Genomic DNA, 16,893 nt, shown 5'->3' on the forward strand with positions numbered 1-16,893 from the left:
TACTCAGCGGTCTCTGGTAGGGATATGCACAAGCATGCACAATGGTTTTGCGTAATCTGCAAAGCAAAGCGAACCATGGACACCAACGCGCTTACCGATCAGTTCAAGCTTTTTATCGATGTCATCGATACCGGCAGCTTCTCAGCGGCGGGTCGCCTGCGCGCACTCGCGCCCTCATCCGTTGCACGACGCATAGACGCTTTGGAGCGTTCGCTGGGTTGCCAGCTGGTCAGCCGCAGCAGCCATGCAGTCAAGCCCACAGCTGCCGGTCAGGCATTTGCCGAACGTGCCAGACGCATCGTTCAGGAATTAAACCTCGCACGGGCCGAGATGACTTCGCTGCAAAGCGCACCGGAAGGCCGTATCCGTATCGATGCGCCCGCACCCTTCGGACGCAGACATTTAGCGCCCGCATTGGCTGATTTTCTTTTGGCCTACCCGGGGGTCGATATCCAGCTGCGCCTGATAGACAGCTTTATCGATATGCAAGGCGAGCATCTCGGTGATGTCGATCTGGTGCTACGTATCGGGCCGCTGGCCGATACGCGCCTCGTTGCAACGCCGCTAGCCCCGATGATGCGCATCGCATGCGCCAGCCCTGCCTACCTGAAACGCCGAGGCGTACCGCAAACAGTCGCAGAACTGCCGGAGCACGATGGGGTGGACTGGGACGCCCTGGCTCCACCCCATGCATGGCGATTTGAACATGAGGGCAAACGAAAGCTGTTGAAGCCGAAGCGGCTGCGGATGGTCGCGAATAATGCGGAAGCCTTGCTTACCGCCACTCTGGCGGGACTGGGCATCGCCCACCTACCGACCTGGCTGATCAGCGACCAGCTACTGCGAGGCGATCTGCTGCCCTTGTTCTGTGAGCGCGGACTGCCGGAACCAGAACCTAGCGGGATCTATGCATTGCGCCTGACACGGGAAGCGGATTCTAGGAGCCGTTTGCTGCTGGAGTTTTTAAAGAGCCGCTTTGGCCCGATCCCACCCTGGGACCAGGCACTGCAAAGCGGACTCGTCTTTGCTTGAAAGCAATGGCAATCAGACAGCGCAGCCAGAAAGTTCCTGGGTCACGCCCCAACCATCGAGCACACCACCCAGCGGCTCGACCAGGTCTTCCAGATCCTGCTCGAAGTCACCGATACCATCGAAGGTGGCATACATCACTTTGCTGACCTGCAGGTCCCAGGCCCCATCGTCGCGGGGCGCTATCTGGGTATTGACGCATTCGCCGCGGAAATTGCTGGCGGCCGCGCAGGCACGTTCACGATCGGGAAACACAGCGTAGAACTCGATCGGATGAACGCGGGCAAAGTCGAAGCCGCCCTCCTTCATCCTAAGAAGTACGTTGCTGCTTACATCCTCATGGAAGGTGGCACTCATAAAACAACCTCCTCTCACTCATGGATGACGATTTCAGGAATGGAAAAGCCTTTCTCTACCTCGTTGCGGATGCGACCGGACAATGCCGGCGGTAAGTTGCCTGGTTGTCGGATAAGAGAAACCGTGCGGTGTTTCCAATAGGCCTCAGCGACGCCTCGGAGTTCGACCGATCATCGATCGGACGCCTGTGACCGTAACATCAGCCAGACACACGGCAGCAGCCGATGCTCTGAACACTTCAGTGCATGCAGCTGCCCTTGGAACATACGACGTATAAACCGCGTCCGCAACGGGGACGGTGAAACGAAGCGATCACGACGGGATTGACTAGACCGATCCGCACGCTGCAACGCGTCGCAGCGCGCGGATAGAACTAGCCGTTGCTGGGCTTGCTGATCGCCTGCAACACGTACTGAGGCAGCGCGAACGCGCCGATATGAATGTGCGGGTTGTAATAGCGAGTCACGATTCCGCTGCCAGCGAAACGTTGACACAAGGTCTCCAGCGTCAGCTTGCGGCTGTCGGAATCACAGGCACCCCAGGCGAATGTCATGGCCCCACCGATATAGGTCGGGACAGCCGCCTGGTAGAAATGCCAGTCAGGAAACAGTCCGGTCATCCGCTTGGCAGTGGTCTGGACTTCGGCCAGTTGCATGAAGGGTGTGCCATTCTGTGCGACCAGAATGCCGCCATCGTTGAGGCAGCGACGGCACGCCTGATAGAAGTTTTCCGAGAACAGAGCCTCGCCCGGCCCAATGGGATCGGTCGAGTCGGAGATGATCACGTCAAACTTCTCGTCAGTGGTTGCCACGAAACGCATGCCGTCGTCGATCACCAGATTCAGCCGCGGATCGGCGAACGCCCCCTTCGAATGCTCCGGTAGAAATTCCTTGCATGTCTCCACCACGGTGCGGTCGATTTCGACCATGGTGATGCTCTCGACATCGCGGTGCTTGCTCACTTCACGCAGCATGCCACCGTCACCGCCCCCGATGATCAGGACTCGCCGCGCCAGGCCATGAGCCAGAATCGGGACATGCGTGAGCATTTCGTGGTAGATGAATTCGTCTGCCTCGGTGGTCTGAATAACCCCGTCAAGTGCCATCACGCGCCCCATACGGGCATTCTCGAATATGACCAGGTGCTGATGCTCGGTGTGCACCTCATGCAGCATCTCGTCGATCCTGAAGCGCTGGCCGTAGCCCTCGTAGAGAGTTTCCTGATAGTCACTCATGGGTGTCTCCCTGATGGATGGCGTAACAGACAGGCCCGAAGGCTGTCCAGCTGACAAAGAGCAGCATTCTACTTTGGTCTTATGACAGGAGGAACCATCCGCTCCCAAAGCCCGTTTGGTGAAGACAACGCCATCAGCGCTGGCTATCGTCTACCGATGATCGCAATCGACCTTCCTTACGTTGCCCCATGGAGCTGGCCCCAGTTCCACCAGCATTTTGCGCTGCGCTTGCTACCTGGCCTCGAGGCGCTGGAGCCCGAGCGCTACTCCCGTACCGTACGTGTCGGTGACGATGTCGGATGGATCAGTGTGCAGCCGCTCGCCACACATCCCGCTCTTGAATTGACCCTCAGCGATTCACTAGCCGAACACACCGTGGCGTTGGTGATGCGTGTTAGGAAGATGTTCGACCTCGACACCGATCCGACAGTCATAGCTCGGCATTTTGCTGCAGACCCTCACATCGGACCTCTGGTCGCTGCCACTCCAGGGCTGCGCTTGCCGAGCGCCTTCGATCCGTTCGAGCAAGCCGTGCGGGCGATCGTAGGCCAGCAGGTCAGCGTGAAGGCGGCGGTAACCATTACGCGGCGGCTGGTCGAACGGCTTGGGGAACAATGGCTTTGCCTGTCCGCAAGCAGAACGGATAGCTTAACCAAGCTGTTTCCCCGCCCAGAAACTCTAGCCAGCGCGGCACTGGACAGCATTGGTATGCCCGGCAAGCGGGTGGCAGCACTGCAACGATTGTCCGCCTCTGTAGCTAACGGCGCGCTTGAGTTGCATACCGATGATGGTTCGGACGCACTGGTCCGGCGTCTTTGCGAGCTTCCTGGCATTGGCCCATGGACTGCCGAGTACATAGCGTTACGAGGCTTCGGCGAGGCAGATGCCTTTCCAGCCGCCGACCTAGGGCTGCTGAAGGCTCCGTTATGGGGCCGCAACGGCCTCACTACGCGGGAGTTACTTGCCCGATCACAAACGTGGCGCCCCTGGCGAGCCTACGCTGCCGTGTACATCTGGGATAACTACGGGATTTCCTCATTGCAGGCTAAGGCGGGGAAATCCTCGCCAGCACCTGCGGTCGGTCCTTGAGGGGCAACGCCAAGATCAAAGCCTCTCCGGACCGTGGAAATATCCCAGTTAATGCGGTGATGTTGACTTGATGACTGATGAGCACGACGGGGGGTGTCGCTGGCAATGTGCCGAGGAATTCTCGCAAAGCTTCGGTCTGCTGGCTTTTCCTGTCGGCCTGGACAAAGAACGAGTCCAGCATTGGCAAAGGTTCTACCGGAGCAAGCCCCAGCAGCTCCGCCGTTTCCAAGGCCCGGCATCAGCGACTGCTGAGCAGTCTCGGCTCATCAATACCCTTCTTGCGGAGCAACGCGCCCCATCGCTGTGCCTGCAATCGTCCGGCTTCGTCAAGATTACGTTGAGTCGTGCAGTCCTCCAGCACGAAGCCCGGCGGATCGCCTGTTCCGGGAGCAGAAGCGTGACGCATGAGCAATACAGCGCGCCCCTCACGCATTGCCGCCCAAGCCTCCTCTTCACCAGCCCAGGCGCTGACGGTTGAAAGCAGCAACGCTACCAGAATCGCTATGCGCAATTCACAACCTGACCTTGGCGAAATGTCCAGCGGCAACAAACCACATGATTAGCCCGACCACCGGCAACAGCACGACGACAAGGCTCCAGATGGTCTTGCGACCAACCTCGATCCGACTTCGCCAGATTTGCACGATGGCCACAATATCGGCCACCAGCACGATCAAGGCCAGCAGTGCGCTCCAGGCTTCCACGCGTTAGGGCCTCAGGTTGCGCTCATCTGGCCGATTGCCACGCGGCCCCATGATGCCCCAGATGATCAGGCCCAACACCGGCAGGATGACGATCAGCAATACCCAGAGAGCCTTTTTGCCAGTGCTGCTGTCGCTACGCACCACACTGATGATTGCCCAGATATCCAGTGCCAGGATAAGCAGGCCAAAAATACCGCCGAAGGCATCGGTCATGACAAGACTCCAAATTACGGTGAGTTCGTAATTAGGATGCCTGGCTGGTTTGAGGGTTCAGTATGCGATCAGCTCAGTAACGGCGCGGATCAATCGCGTCGAAGCTGGCGACGGCCGGATGACCAGCCAGCTCGCCACCCTCGCGCACCAGGCCGCAGGTGTGCATGCCCGCCTGTTGCGCGGCGTCCAGCTCTTCCACGACATCGGAAAGAAAGAGAATCTCGTCGGGTGGCAAGCCGATCGACCCGGCAATTCGCACGTAGGAATCTAGCTCGCGCTTATGCCCGCTACCGGTATCGAAATAGCCGGAAAACAACGGTGTCAGGTCGCCCACCTCAGCGCACCCGAAAATCAGCTTCTGTGCCTGTACCGACCCGGAGGAATAGACGTAGAGCGCGTAGCCCTGATCATGCCAACGACGCAGGCTGTTCACCGCATCCGCATAGACGTGTCCCTTGAGCTGTCCAGCGCGGTAGCCATCGGCCCAGACCATGCCCTGAAGTGTCTTTAGGGGCGTAGCCTTTCGATCATCGGCCATCCAACCCAGCAGAATCTCGACAATGCGCTCGATATTCGCATCCAGCTCACCGCTCTCACCGCGTACCGCCTCGATCTGTTCCGCCACCGCCGGCTCTGTCGCACGGTTGCGCACGAAATCGGGCAAGTGTTCGCGGGCATAAGGAAACAGTACGTCGAAGACAAAACTCACTGCGCTGGTGGTGCCTTCGATATCGGTAAGGATGGCTTTGACCGGCATCAGAAATCTTCCAGGCGAGGGAAACGGCCGGCGATATCTGCCCCGGTGAATTGCGCGACCCAGCCTTCTGGATTGTTGAACAGGCGAATGGCAACGAAGTGAGGGTCCTCACCCATATCGAACCAATGCCGGGTTCCGGCAGGCACCGAGATCAGGTCGTTCTTTTCGCACAGCACGGCATACACCCTGTCCTCGATATGTAGCGTGAACAACCCGCGGCCGACAACGAAAAAACGCACCTCGTCCTCGGCGTGCTGGTGTTCTTCAAGAAACTTGGCGCGAAGCTCTGCCTTCTGTGGATGGTCGCGGGTCAAGCTGATGACGTCGACCGTGACGTAACCGCGTTCGCTCATCAGTCGATCGATCTGCGGACGGTAGGCGGCAATCGCCTCCTCTGAACTTGCGCCAGCGCGAATGGGCGCGCTCGCTTCCCAGCGTTCCAGGCGCACACCGACGTCGGCCAGCGTGGCGGCAATGTCTTCTATATGAGTGAGCACTTTGAGTGGCTGCTCGGGCGCAGTGTCCTGATAAACGCTGAGAATGCTCATACTGTATGTCTCCGACCGGGATAGCTGCCCCGGGGTTGTAATAATGCCGGCAAGGTGGCGCGGCAAAGTGTTCCCGCTACAGGCTTTGCAGCATCCGCAGCTTCAGCTCGCACTCGAAAAGGAACTCGAACGCCTCGATCTGGCGCAGTGCATCCTTCATGTGGCCGCCCCAGGTGTAGAGTCCATGCCCACGTATCAGGTAGCCGACGCAATCAGGGTGTTCGTTCAGCCAAGGCTGAACCCGCGCGGCGAGTCGCCGGATATCCTGGTCGTTTTCAAACACGGGTACCAGCACTTGCGATTCATGCGATGAAACCCCACTGAACGCCTTCTGCAGCTCGTAATCGACCAACACCAGCGAATCACTGTGGCATATGCGCGAGAGGACCGTCGCATTGACCGAGTGGGTGTGCAGCACCGCGCCGATCTCGGACTTCCAGCGGTACAACTGAGTGTGCAGCAGGGTCTCGGCGGAAGGATTCTTGCCCACCTCCAGGCTAAGACCATTGATATCCACAGCCAGCAGATCATCCGCCGTCAGTTGTCCCTTGTGCTTGCCGGAGGCCGTCAGTAGCACTTCAGCACTCGTCAGGCGAGCCGAATAGTTGCTGCTGGTGGCCGGCGACCAACCTTTGCTATAGAGAAACTGGCCAGCTTCGATAATGGCCTGCGCCAGGTCGTCACGGATAGCAGTCATGCCGAGTTCCTGCTTGGGATAGCGATGATAACGGCTGCGACCAGCGAGGCCAGGCTGGCGATGGCGAACGTCCATAAAGGGCCGAGACTGGCCCAGCTGTAGCCGGAGTAAAGCGCACCCAACGCTCCGCCAACCCCTGCAAGGGTCGCATAGAGCGCCTGCCCCTGCCCTTGCTGGCGGTGGCCGAAGCTGCGCTGGACGAAATGAATCGCCGCTGCGTGAAAGCTGCCGAACGTGGCCGCGTGCATCAGTTGCGCAATCAACAGCACGCCCAAATGATCGGCCAGCGTACCCAGTAGCAACCAGCGTAGCGCGGCTAGTAGAAAGCTAGCGGCAAGAACCTGGCGCAACGAAAAGCGCGCCAGCAGCGAAGCCATCACCAGGAAGATCAGGATTTCCGCTACTACCCCGAGCGCCCAAAGCAGGCCGATGGTGCCACGGCCATAGCCGAGCGTTTCGAGATGAATGGTGAAAAAGGTGTAGTACGGGCCATGACTGACTTGCATCAGACCGACACACACGAAGAATGCCAATACACCCGGACGGCATAGCTGACGAAAAAAACCACCCTGCCCCTCCGGCTCAGGACGCTCCGCCGGCGCCGCGTTGGGCACCCATACACTGCTGATCACGATCCCGACCATGACTGTCAGCACCGCCACCGGATAAATGTCGAGACTCAGATGCTCGAACAGCGCCCCAAGTCCCACCACCGCCGCGATGAAACCGATGCTGCCCCATAGGCGAACCTGACTATAGCGAGACGCTTGTTCGTGCAGGTGCGCCAGGGTGATGACCTCGAACTGCGGTAACACCGCATGCCAGAAGAACGCATGCAGCGCCATCACCAATGCCAGCCAGGCGTAACTTTTACTGTAGAAGATCAAACTGAACGAAATCAGCGTACAGACTGCACCAATACGAACAATCGTCAGACGCCGGCCTGTAACATCGCCCAGCCAACCCCACAGGTTCGGTGCCAGGCAGCGCATCAGCATGGAAATGGCCACCAGCTCGCCAATGCGCTCGGCAGTATAGCCAAGATGGTCGAAATAGAGGCCGAGAAACGGCGCCGCCGAACCGAGCAGCGCAAAGTAGAAAAAGTAGAAACCGGACAGGCGCCAGTAGGGAATCAAAGCTGCCATAAGCGAAAAGCCAGTAGCTGGAAGCAAAGCGACTAGAGGCAGGAACGAGCGGTTTGCTCGATTTCCGGCTTCAGGCTCCCAGCCGCAGGCTTAGAGCTGCCCCAACACCGGCGTACCCACCAGCACATCGGCATTCTGCCCCCGATGGCGCAGTAGATGATCCAGCAAAACGATGGCCATCATCGCTTCAGCGATGGGCGTCGCACGGATACCCACGCAGGGGTCGTGACGACCTTTGGTGATGACATCCACGGGATTGCCGTCGACGTCGATCGAGCGGCCCGGCGTGGTGATACTGGAGGTCGGCTTGAGCGCCAGATGCGCGATGATCGGTTGGCCGGACGATACGCCGCCCAGAACACCACCTGCATTGTTGAAAAGGAACCCGTCCGGCGTCATCTCGTCACGGTGCTCGGTGCCACGCTGGGCGACGCTGGCGAAGCCGGCACCGATTTCAACGCCCTTCACCGCATTGATGCTCATCAGGGCATGGGCCAGTTCAGCATCGAGACGGTCAAAAATCGGCTCGCCAAGCCCTGGAGGTACGCCTTCGGCGACGACACTGATTTTGGCACCAACCGAATCCTGATCACGACGCAACTGATCCATATACGCTTCCAGCTCCGGCACCTTGTCCGGGTCCGGACTGAAAAATGCGTTCTGCTCAACGCTTTCCCAGGTCTTGAATGGAATTTCGATCGGCCCCAGCTGGCTCATGTAGCCGCGCACCTGGATGCCCAACGTTGCCAGGTATTTCTTGGCGATGGCGCCGGCAGCGACGCGCATGGCGGTTTCGCGGGCTGAGCTGCGACCACCGCCGCGGTAGTCACGCAGACCGTACTTGTGGTGATAGCTGTAGTCGGCATGAGCGGGACGGAACTGGTCCTTGATTGCCGAATAGTCCTTGGATTTCTGGTCCGTGTTACGGATCAGCAAACCAATGGGGCAGCCGGTCGTACGGCCTTCGAATACGCCGGAAAGGATTTCAACCTCATCCGCTTCCTGGCGCTGGGTGGTGTGCCGGCTGGTGCCAGGCTTGCGTCGATCGAGGTCGCGCTGCAGGTCAGCGGCGCTCAGCTCCAGGCCCGGCGGACAGCCGTCGACGATCGCGACCAATGCCGGACCATGGCTTTCGCCAGCCGTGGTAACGGTGAACAGCTTGCCGTAAGTATTGCCGGACATGCAGGGCGCTCCGCGATCGACCTAAAGAGGGGGGCGGAAGTATACCCGAGCCGCCACCGGTTTCGCTGCCTACAGCGGTGGCGCATACTGCCAACCCGCCCAACCGTCAGCTCGCTCTGTATCCGCCCCGCTTCGCCAATGGTTTATTGCTGCCCATGCGTTTCCTTTTAGTGTTCACGTTGCTCACCATGCTCGCTCCCTTAGTCCAAGCCCAGACGTTGCTGAATCAGAGGATGACCGTGCAGGTGCCGGTCGGGCATCTTCATGGCAGCCTGCTGCTTCCGAAGTCGGATACCACCCTGCCAGTCGCGTTGTTGATAGCCGGCTCAGGCCCGACCGACCGCGACGGCAACAATCCATTGGGCCACAACGATAGTCTCAAGCGGCTGGCACAGGCATTGGCCAAGCGCGGCATCGCCAGCGTGCGTTATGACAAGCGCGGCGTCGGCCAGAGCCGCGCGCTGGCACCTGACGAAAGCCAACTGGATGTGAAGGATTACGTGGCCGATGCAGTAGCCTGGACGCGCCTGTTGCAAGCCGATCCGCGATTTTCGGCGGTCGTGCTGGTCGGCCACAGCGAAGGTGCATTGATTGCCAGCCTGGCTGAGCCTACCGTTAAACCCGCTGCACTGATCAGCCTTGCAGGCAGCGGTCGCCCCATCGACACGCTGCTGCGCGAGCAACTCCAGGGCCGCTTGTCGCCGCCGCTGCTGGCAACCGCGTACTACCTGATCGATGAGCTCAAGGCAGGAAGAATCCATGATCAGGTGCCCGACCCATTGCGGATTCTGTTCCGCCCGAGCGTACAGCCTTATCTCGTCTCGCTGTTCCGCCAGGACCCAACCAATGCATTTGCGGGCACCAAAGCACCGGCGTTAATAATCCAGGGCACTCATGACATTCAGGTCGGGCGCGAAGATGCCCAGGCCCTGAAGCGAGCCAGAGCCGACGCGGAGTTGGCCCTGATATCAGGGATGGGGCACGTATTGCGCATTACGCCGCCGGAGCGCGCCGGACAAATGGCATCCTATAACAGCCCCGAATTGCCTATCGCTCATGAACTGACGGAACAGATCAGCCGATTCTTGTCCGAGCACGGCATATTGCCAGCCTCCAGTTAGCCCGCTATCGGCCGATACGCTCCTTGCCTGCCGCAACGACCCGCACAGGCCCATGGACGCCGAGATGACAGACAGCACAACAGCACCTAACGACAACGAGGCCCTGACGCCCGCTGTGCCCCAGCCGCACCCCTGGGTCGAACTCGTCCCGGATCGCTTCCGACTGCTTCGCCTGTCGCCATTGCCCACTGACCGAGACACCGGGGCGCGCCCGCTACGGTTCGTGGAGTTGGCCCAGGTCGAGCGACATACGCCTCAGCAGAGCCTTTTGAAGCTCTTCATACGGATACCAGGACAAGTGCTGTCTAAACAGCACAATCTGTTGGAAATCTGGGCCGACCACCGAGCCAAAGAAGTGCGCTTCGGCCCAGACTCTGGTCTGCATATAGAACCGGCAAACCGTGGCCTTGGACGCTTCCTGCTTGCGCAGGGGGCAGCCTGGGCTCAGAAGCGCTGGGCACATTATCTGGTCGAAGGCGGCGCGTTGCCGGTCAAAGATATAACCGGCGAGGACACACGCTTGCGGCGCGATCATTGCCTGCTCAGCCAGGGTTTCGATGTGCTGTATGCCGAGCCCCAGCAGCTCAAGGCGACCTACAGTGCAAGTCGTGTCAGTGCGTTGCGGCCTGATTGGAATATCGAAAAGGTGCAAATAATCGAACTGCAAGAGGCCGCGGCGATGCTCGAGCAGGCGGATCGCAATCTGCTCGAGCAGGAAAATCAAATTCGCGATATCCACGAACGCTTGAGCAAGCTTCGCCGGGAGGATGGCACCCTCCGATTCACCATTGCCTGCCTGATCGTCTTCGCCCTGTTTCAGGCCGGGCTACTGATCTGGATCGCAACCCGCTGACGCTCCCGGGCCGTTCGACCTCGCCTACCGCACAAGCCGTTCACGAAACAGCGCCTGATGATCCCGGCACTGACTGGCCGCGAGCAGAAAAACACCATGCCCGCCGTCCGTGAACTCGAGCCAGGTAAAGTCGACTTCCGGATAAAGCGCTTCGACATGCACCTGACTGTTGCCGACTTCGACGACCAGGGTGCCGGTCTCGGTCAGGTGATCGGCCGCCTCCGCCAGTATTCTTCGCACCAGATTCAACCCGTCGTCACCACAGGCTAAACCCAGTGCGGGCTCATGCTGAAACTCGGCAGGCATATCGGCGAAATCTTCAGCGTCCACATAGGGTGGATTGGAGACAATGAGGTCGAAGCGCTGCTTGGGCAACCCATCGAACCCATCGCCCTGTACGGTGTAAACCCGATCGTCCAGGCCATGCTGTTCAATGTTGCGGTTGGCGACTTCCAGCGCTTCGAAAGACAAGTCGGCCAGCAGCACCTCTGCATCGAGGAATTCATAGGCGCAGGCAATGCCGATGCAACCGGAACCGGTACACAGGTCGAGAATCCGAGCGGGCTCCTTCGCCAGCCATGGCTCGAAGCGACGCTCGATCAATTGGCCAATCGGCGAGCGCGGAATCAGTACGTGGTCGTTAACGATGAACGGAAGCCCGCAAAACCAGGCCTGCCCGAGCAGATAGGCGGTTGGCACGCGTTGCTCGATTCGGCGGCGCAGCAAACCCTGTAGGTGCTCACGCTCATCGTCTTCCAGCCGACAATCGAGGTAGCTGTCGGCCATCTCCCACGGCAAGTGCAAGGCACCAAGCACCAACTGGCGAGCTTCATCCCAAGCGTTGTCCGTGCCGTGGCCGAAGAACAACTGTTCGGCGTGGAAGCGGCTGACAGCCCAGCGAATATGGTCACGCAAGGTGCGCAAACGGGAAGACGAAGCAGTCACAGGGCATCTCCTTTAAAAAGGGCGAAAGTCTAGCTGATGGCCCAGCTCGTTTCGCGAACTTTGAGGCTCCGCGTGATGGCATAACGCCCATAACGCCGATATATATGACCAAATCATCGCCTATTGGCTGTTCACATCTCGCGCTACTGGCGCCACAATCATGCCCCTCTCAGAACAAGGAGTCAGTCATGTCCAAGCCACAGACCATGCTTCAGCTCAGTGGCCGCAGTTATGCACCGGCGACTTTGGCCAACGCGACCCTTGTCATCATTGACGTTCAGGAAGAATACCGGACGGGAACGCTGGCATTACCAAATCTGGATTCGTCGCTGGAGCAGATCAGCAAGCTGCTGGCCGCCGCCCGCGCGGCTGGCGCACCCATCGTGCATGTTCATCACCTGGGCATCCCAGGCGGGCTGTTCGACCCTCAAGGATTACGTGGCCAGATCATGCCGGAAGCGGCACCGCTTCCAGGCGAAACCGTGATCGGCAAGACACTGCCTAATGCGTTCGCCGGCACAAAACTACACGAGCTGCTGCAGCAGCATGGCCGCCTCGACCTCATTGTTTGCGGATTCATGACTCACTCGAGCGTGAGCACCACGGTCCGCGCGGCAAAGGACTATGGCTACCGCTGTACACTGGTTGACAAGGCCTGCGCCACACGTGACCTGCCGATGGGAGACGGCGCGATCGCCGCGGCAGAGGTGCATCGCATGGAAATGACCATTCTCGCCGATAACTTCGCTGTTTGCGTGACTGATGCCGAAGCACTGGCATAAGGCGCAACCGCACCGAAAAGCGTCTAGCCTGCCTCGTCTACGCTTTCCAACGGCCTGATAGCCGCTCCCGAGGAGCTAACCGGAATGAAACGAACCGATGGATTCGATGCTCGCCGTCTCCGCCCTCGCCAACATCGCAGCTGGGGCTCACGCCTTGGCGCAGCACTTGGTCTGCTGCTGATCGTCGCGGGCGCGCTCTTCATTGGCACCGGTGTTGCGTCACTGTTTAGCGGTATCGGAGCCCTGGCCAGCATGCCTCTGGACAAGGAAGCCGCGGTGACGCTATTGACCTTGGGTCTGATCCTATTGCTGCTTGGCGCATTCGTGCGGCGTCGTGTGCGCCGCCGCATGCATACACCGAGCGGGTTGAGTCTTTCGCCACGCCTGAAAAAACGCCGTTAGTCTGTCCGCGCTTGCCCAGCATGGCATTCGAGGGGGAAGTCAGCCCTGGACAAAAGCTTTGAGATAAAATGGCCGACTTAAGCGGAGGCCTCATGCAAGAAGATGATTTTTCCCTGTTCAGATCAGCTGTGCGTGGCGTCAAGCCTATCGAACACGAACGGGCTGAAATTGGTAAACCACGCAGCAACAAAGCACAGATAGCCACTCTACGTGCCAATGCCTCGATCAGCGACGGCGATACCAGGATCGATGGGCTTTCCGATCAGTTCGTAATTGATGTTGCGGCTGAAGATGAACTGTACTGGGTGCGCGACGGTGTCCAGGACAGCCAGATGCGCAAACTGAAAGCCGGTCAAATTCCATTCGAGGGCAGCCTGGACCTGCATGGGCTGAGCGTTGAGAAAGCCCGCGTGCTGCTCTGGGACTTTCTCGCCGAAGCGTGCAAATTCGAGATTCGCTGCGTGCGTGTGACGCATGGCAAGGCCGCAAGAAAAGACGGTAAGCGCCCCTTGATCAAAAGCCATGTCAATACCTGGTTACGCCAGCACGCCCAGGTATTGGGCTTCACCTCTTGCCTACCAAGACATGGCGGCACCGGCGGGGTATATGTAATCCTCAAACGGACCATGCTCGAAGGCCGCGACGAATAATCCAAGCGCCGCAATCAAGCCGGTCAGCGCGACGCATGCTTGCAGCCCAGCCGTCGACCCCCTAACCTTCGCACTCGCGCTTTTTTGCAAGCCTGACAGGTAGTCACATGTCCCTGGAAACACATTACACAGCGATCCTTGGCCAACTCGGCGAGGACGTCAACCGCGAGGGCCTGCTCGATACGCCCAAGCGCGCCGCTAAAGCCATGCAGTACCTGTGCAAGGGTTACCAGCAGACGCTCGAGGACGTCACGAACGGCGCGCTGTTCAGCTCCGATAACAGCGAAATGGTACTGGTCAAGAACATCGAGCTCTATTCGTTGTGCGAACACCACATGCTGCCCTTCATCGGCAAGGCGCATGTCGCTTATTTGCCCAACGGCAAGGTGCTCGGCCTGTCGAAAGTCGCTCGCATTGTTGATATGTATGCCCGCCGACTGCAGATCCAGGAAAACCTCACCCGCGAGATTGCAGAAGCGATTCAGCAGGTTACGGGGGCATGGGGTGTCGCAGTCGTGATCGAAGCGCAGCACATGTGCATGATGATGCGCGGCGTCGAGAAACAGAACTCATCGATGGTCACCTCGGTCATGCTCGGCCAATTCCGCGAAAATGCCGCCACCCGTAGTGAATTTCTCGGCCTGGTCAAATAAGGTTCAGCTATTAGCCGCTAAGCCTTTGCAGACCAAGCCTGTCAGTTTATGGCTGACCATTCAAAAAGCTAGCGGCTACGCGCTTCCTTTCAATCGAACATGCCGACATGGCGCGGATGACTGGCCACACGCTGCAGCCAGGCACTGATGGCCGGGTACCGCGCCAGGCTGAAACCGCCCTCCCCAGCCACGTGGGTATAGGCGTAGAGCGCAACATCAGCGATCGAGTAGTGCTCGCCAACCAGATAGGGCGTGCGTAGCAGCTGCTGCTCCATGACATCAAGCGCGTGATAACCGTCCAGTTGCTTGGCTGCATATTCATCAAGGCGATCGTCCGGCAAGCCCAGATAAACCTTGATGAACCGCGCCACAGCGATGAAGGGTTCATGGCTGTATTGCTCGAAGAACTGCCACTGCAGAACCTGGGTCCGCAACCGGGCATCGGCCGGCAGGAATTCACTTCCTTCAGCGAGGAAGTTGAGGATTGCGTTCGATTCCCACAGGCAGCTACCGTCTTCCAGCTCGAGCACCGGTATCTTGCCGTTGGGATTCTTTTTCAGAAATGCTGCCTCACGGCTTTCACCGCGCAGGATATCCACCGGAACCCACTCATACGATCGCCCCAGCAAGTGCAGCATCAGCTTCACCTTGTAGCAATTACCGGACCGATAGTCGCCGTACACCTTGTATGTCATTTTGCCCTCCAGCGGTGCATCCACCGCATCTGAATTATGCCGCTTCGACCACCAGCGCCTCGCGAATCACACTCGCTAGGCGGCGAATACCCTCATCAAGACGCTCTGGCGCGACATGACTGAAGTTGAGCCGCAGATAACCGAGATTTTGCTCGGGGTCGACAAAGAACGGCTCGCCAGGCATGAACACCACATCCTGCGCCAACGCGGAATCAAGCAGCGTTCGGGTGTCAATCGGTTGTTTCAGCTGCAGCCAGAAGAACAGCCCCCCCTGCGGCACCTGCCAATCGGCGAGGTCGGCGAAATGATCATCCAACGCAGCCTGCATCGCATCACGGCGCAGGCGGTAGAAACTGCGCAGCTCACCCAGATGCAACCGATACTGCTCGCTTCCGAGCCACTGAAGCGCCTGCCACTGACCAACGCGATTGGTATGTAGGTCGGCTGACTGTTTCAGACGTAACAGATAAGGGAACAGGTCCGGTGTTGCGATCAGATACCCGACACGTAGCCCTGGAAGCAGGGTCTTGGAAACTGTCCCGGTGTAGATCCAGCTTGCGTTGCGCAAGCGGCTAACGATTGGGTGAGCACGCCCTTCGTCGAATACCAGTTCGCGGTAGGGTTCATCTTCGATCAGGGTCACGCCGAACTCGTCAAGCAGCGCGGCTACCGCATCACGCTTTTCCTCGCTATAACGGACCGCCGAGGGATTCTGGAACGTTGGGATAAGGTAAGCAAAGGCCGGCTTGTGCTGTTCCAGCCGCCGACGCAGCGCGACCAGCGATGGCCCATCGGACTCCTGCGGCACCGCCAGACAGTCGGCGCCGAACAATTGAAAAGCCTGCAGGGCGGCTAGATAAGTCGGCGCCTCGAGCAGCACCTCGGTGCCCCGATCGATGAACAGCTTGGATGCGAGGTCCAGGGTCTGCTGGGAACCGCTGACGATCAGCACTTGACTGGCCGAGCAAGAAACACCGATTGCTCGGGCTTCCTCCGCGATGGCCTCGCGCAGTGCGGGCTCCCCTTCGCTCATCCCGTACTGACCCAGGCTCGCCGGCATGGGCGCCCAGTCGACCTTCGGCAGCATGGATTCAGCAGGCAGTCCACCAGCGAAAGACATCACCTCAGGACGCTGTGCAGCGGCAAGAATTTCACGGATCAGCGAGCTTTTCAGGCGGTCAATGCGTTCGGAGAAGACCATGGGGCACCAGATGCAGGAATAAGAAAAATGAGTCAAACTACTTGACTCAAATTACGCCCTCAACTGTGAATACGTCAATATGCCTGACCTAAAAAAAAGCACTGTTCAGCGCCAGATCATGGAGAGCTTCTTCCTAGGCTATCAGGCGTTTACAGCCAAGCCGGACGAGATGCTTGCCCGACGCGGACTGTCCCGAGTGCATCATAGAATCCTGTTTTTTATCGCAAGCTACCCCGACCTCAGCGTTAAAGAGCTACTCAGCTACCTGGGGGTCAGTAAGCAGGCCTTGAATACGCCATTGCGTCAGCTGATTGAGATGCATCTGGTGGAGAGCAGGACGGCCGATGAAGACAAGCGCAAGCGCATGCTGCGCTTCACTGCCGAGGGTGCAAAGCTAGAGCAGGCATTGCGACGAGAACAGGTGCGTCTTCTCGAACGGGCCTTCCAGCATGCTGGCGAAGAAGCGGTGAATGGCTGGCTGGCGGTTAACCAGGCATTGGCAACCGGCACGGTACGAACTTGAAAAATTGAAAAGCTCGACCTCGACTGGTGGCCGCTTTGCTACTGGAGATCCATAATAGATCGAAGCCCTACACCTTCCTCAGGACGGGTTAACTAAGGTCAAGGCGAATATGT

The 16,893-nt window shown here is 58.9% G+C and carries 21 protein-coding genes and 1 pseudogene; 9 read left to right on the plus strand and 13 right to left on the minus strand.

The window, feature by feature from the left end:
* The first annotated feature begins 75 nt into the window (after positions 1–75).
* On the plus strand, positions 76–1,032 hold the full coding sequence (locus ACQKIK_RS19635) for a LysR family transcriptional regulator (RefSeq protein ID WP_499137170.1): 957 nt from the start codon (positions 76–78) through the stop codon (positions 1,030–1,032).
* A 12-nt stretch (positions 1,033–1,044) separates the two neighbouring features.
* Here the strand turns inward: ACQKIK_RS19635 and ACQKIK_RS19640 are convergent, their stop codons facing one another.
* Positions 1,045–1,386 carry a ribonuclease E inhibitor RraB gene (locus tag ACQKIK_RS19640; protein ID WP_045427804.1) on the minus strand — a complete coding sequence of 114 codons (342 nt, stop codon included), beginning with the start codon at positions 1,384–1,386 and terminating at the stop codon, positions 1,045–1,047.
* A 373-nt stretch (positions 1,387–1,759) separates the two neighbouring features.
* Positions 1,760–2,620 carry a polyamine aminopropyltransferase gene (speE, locus tag ACQKIK_RS19645; protein ID WP_045427808.1) on the minus strand — a complete coding sequence of 287 codons (861 nt, stop codon included), beginning with the start codon at positions 2,618–2,620 and terminating at the stop codon, positions 1,760–1,762.
* Between the two features lie 156 nt (positions 2,621–2,776).
* On the opposite strand from speE, the gene ACQKIK_RS19650 reads away from it, so the two are divergent.
* Complete coding sequence (locus ACQKIK_RS19650) at positions 2,777–3,709, plus strand: DNA-3-methyladenine glycosylase family protein (protein WP_499137245.1); 933 nt, start codon at positions 2,777–2,779, stop codon at positions 3,707–3,709.
* Here the strand turns inward: ACQKIK_RS19650 and ACQKIK_RS19655 are convergent.
* From ACQKIK_RS19655 to aroC, 8 genes and pseudogenes are all read right to left on the minus strand, one after another.
* Positions 3,666–4,142: pseudogene (locus tag ACQKIK_RS19655) on the minus strand (histidine phosphatase family protein). The gene ACQKIK_RS19650 and the pseudogene ACQKIK_RS19655 sit on opposite strands and share 44 nt — an antisense overlap.
* 79 nt (positions 4,143–4,221) lie before the next feature.
* The gene (locus ACQKIK_RS19660; RefSeq protein WP_499137171.1) at positions 4,222–4,413 is read right to left on the minus strand and encodes a PLDc N-terminal domain-containing protein; all 192 of its coding nucleotides are present in this window, start codon (positions 4,411–4,413) and stop codon (positions 4,222–4,224) included.
* A gap of 3 nt (positions 4,414–4,416) precedes the next feature.
* Entirely contained in the window at positions 4,417–4,626 is a 210-nt protein-coding gene (locus tag ACQKIK_RS19665) for a PLD nuclease N-terminal domain-containing protein (RefSeq protein ID WP_045427813.1), read from the minus strand.
* Between the two features lie 73 nt (positions 4,627–4,699).
* A complete protein-coding gene (mtnC, locus tag ACQKIK_RS19670) occupies positions 4,700–5,383 on the minus strand; it encodes an acireductone synthase (protein ID WP_499137172.1) in 684 nt (227 codons plus the stop codon).
* Complete coding sequence (locus ACQKIK_RS19675) at positions 5,383–5,931, minus strand: 1,2-dihydroxy-3-keto-5-methylthiopentene dioxygenase (RefSeq protein ID WP_499137173.1); 549 nt, start codon at positions 5,929–5,931, stop codon at positions 5,383–5,385. Before ACQKIK_RS19675 ends, mtnC begins: the two co-directional genes overlap by 1 nt.
* Positions 5,932–6,007: 76 nt before the next feature.
* On the minus strand, positions 6,008–6,628 hold the full coding sequence (locus ACQKIK_RS19680; RefSeq protein WP_499137174.1) for a methylthioribulose 1-phosphate dehydratase: 621 nt from the start codon (positions 6,626–6,628) through the stop codon (positions 6,008–6,010).
* Positions 6,625–7,773: an MFS transporter gene (locus ACQKIK_RS19685; protein ID WP_499137175.1), complete on the minus strand. Its 1,149-nt coding sequence runs from the start codon at positions 7,771–7,773 to the stop codon at positions 6,625–6,627. The genes ACQKIK_RS19680 and ACQKIK_RS19685 overlap by 4 nt, the downstream gene beginning before the upstream one ends.
* A 90-nt stretch (positions 7,774–7,863) precedes the next feature.
* Positions 7,864–8,955, minus strand: a complete 1,092-nt coding sequence (aroC, locus tag ACQKIK_RS19690) for a chorismate synthase (protein ID WP_499137176.1) — start codon at positions 8,953–8,955, stop codon at positions 7,864–7,866.
* Between the two features lie 155 nt (positions 8,956–9,110).
* Here aroC and ACQKIK_RS19695 point away from each other — a divergent pair, with 155 nt between their 5' ends.
* On the plus strand, positions 9,111–10,076 hold the full coding sequence (locus ACQKIK_RS19695; RefSeq protein WP_499137177.1) for an alpha/beta hydrolase family protein: 966 nt from the start codon (positions 9,111–9,113) through the stop codon (positions 10,074–10,076).
* A 64-nt stretch (positions 10,077–10,140) separates the two neighbouring features.
* Positions 10,141–10,929 carry a hypothetical protein gene (locus ACQKIK_RS19700; protein ID WP_499137178.1) on the plus strand — a complete coding sequence of 263 codons (789 nt, stop codon included), beginning with the start codon at positions 10,141–10,143 and terminating at the stop codon, positions 10,927–10,929.
* A 24-nt stretch (positions 10,930–10,953) separates the two neighbouring features.
* Here the strand turns inward: ACQKIK_RS19700 and prmB are convergent, their stop codons facing one another.
* Positions 10,954–11,874: a 50S ribosomal protein L3 N(5)-glutamine methyltransferase gene (prmB, locus tag ACQKIK_RS19705; protein ID WP_499137179.1), complete on the minus strand. Its 921-nt coding sequence runs from the start codon at positions 11,872–11,874 to the stop codon at positions 10,954–10,956.
* A 188-nt stretch (positions 11,875–12,062) separates the two neighbouring features.
* On the opposite strand from prmB, the gene ACQKIK_RS19710 reads away from it, so the two are divergent.
* The 4 genes from ACQKIK_RS19710 to folE all read left to right on the plus strand — a co-directional run bounded on the left by ACQKIK_RS19710 (position 12,063) and on the right by folE (position 14,361).
* Entirely contained in the window at positions 12,063–12,656 is a 594-nt protein-coding gene (locus ACQKIK_RS19710) for a cysteine hydrolase family protein (RefSeq protein ID WP_045427832.1), read from the plus strand.
* A gap of 84 nt (positions 12,657–12,740) precedes the next feature.
* Positions 12,741–13,058: a hypothetical protein gene (locus ACQKIK_RS19715; protein WP_127839110.1), complete on the plus strand. Its 318-nt coding sequence runs from the start codon at positions 12,741–12,743 to the stop codon at positions 13,056–13,058.
* A gap of 92 nt (positions 13,059–13,150) precedes the next feature.
* Positions 13,151–13,708 carry a Smr/MutS family protein gene (locus ACQKIK_RS19720; RefSeq protein WP_499137180.1) on the plus strand — a complete coding sequence of 186 codons (558 nt, stop codon included), beginning with the start codon at positions 13,151–13,153 and terminating at the stop codon, positions 13,706–13,708.
* Between the two features lie 107 nt (positions 13,709–13,815).
* On the plus strand, positions 13,816–14,361 hold the full coding sequence (gene folE, locus ACQKIK_RS19725) for a GTP cyclohydrolase I FolE (RefSeq protein WP_045427837.1): 546 nt from the start codon (positions 13,816–13,818) through the stop codon (positions 14,359–14,361).
* 89 nt (positions 14,362–14,450) lie between these two features.
* Here the strand turns inward: folE and ACQKIK_RS19730 are convergent, their stop codons facing one another.
* Positions 14,451–15,056 (minus strand): glutathione S-transferase family protein, encoded by a 606-nt coding sequence (locus tag ACQKIK_RS19730; protein ID WP_045427839.1) that lies wholly within the window; start codon positions 15,054–15,056, stop codon positions 14,451–14,453.
* A 34-nt stretch (positions 15,057–15,090) separates the two neighbouring features.
* Positions 15,091–16,257 carry an aminotransferase-like domain-containing protein gene (locus tag ACQKIK_RS19735; protein ID WP_499137181.1) on the minus strand — a complete coding sequence of 389 codons (1,167 nt, stop codon included), beginning with the start codon at positions 16,255–16,257 and terminating at the stop codon, positions 15,091–15,093.
* 79 nt (positions 16,258–16,336) lie between these two features.
* Between ACQKIK_RS19735 and ACQKIK_RS19740 the strand changes: the two genes are divergently transcribed.
* Positions 16,337–16,780 carry a MarR family winged helix-turn-helix transcriptional regulator gene (locus tag ACQKIK_RS19740; RefSeq protein WP_045427844.1) on the plus strand — a complete coding sequence of 148 codons (444 nt, stop codon included), beginning with the start codon at positions 16,337–16,339 and terminating at the stop codon, positions 16,778–16,780.
* Positions 16,781–16,893: the final 113 nt, after the last annotated feature.

The sequence above is a fragment of the Pseudomonas sp. NPDC047961 genome (assembly GCF_050272435.1).
In the GTDB taxonomy this organism is placed as follows: Bacteria; Pseudomonadota; Gammaproteobacteria; order Pseudomonadales; family Pseudomonadaceae; genus Stutzerimonas.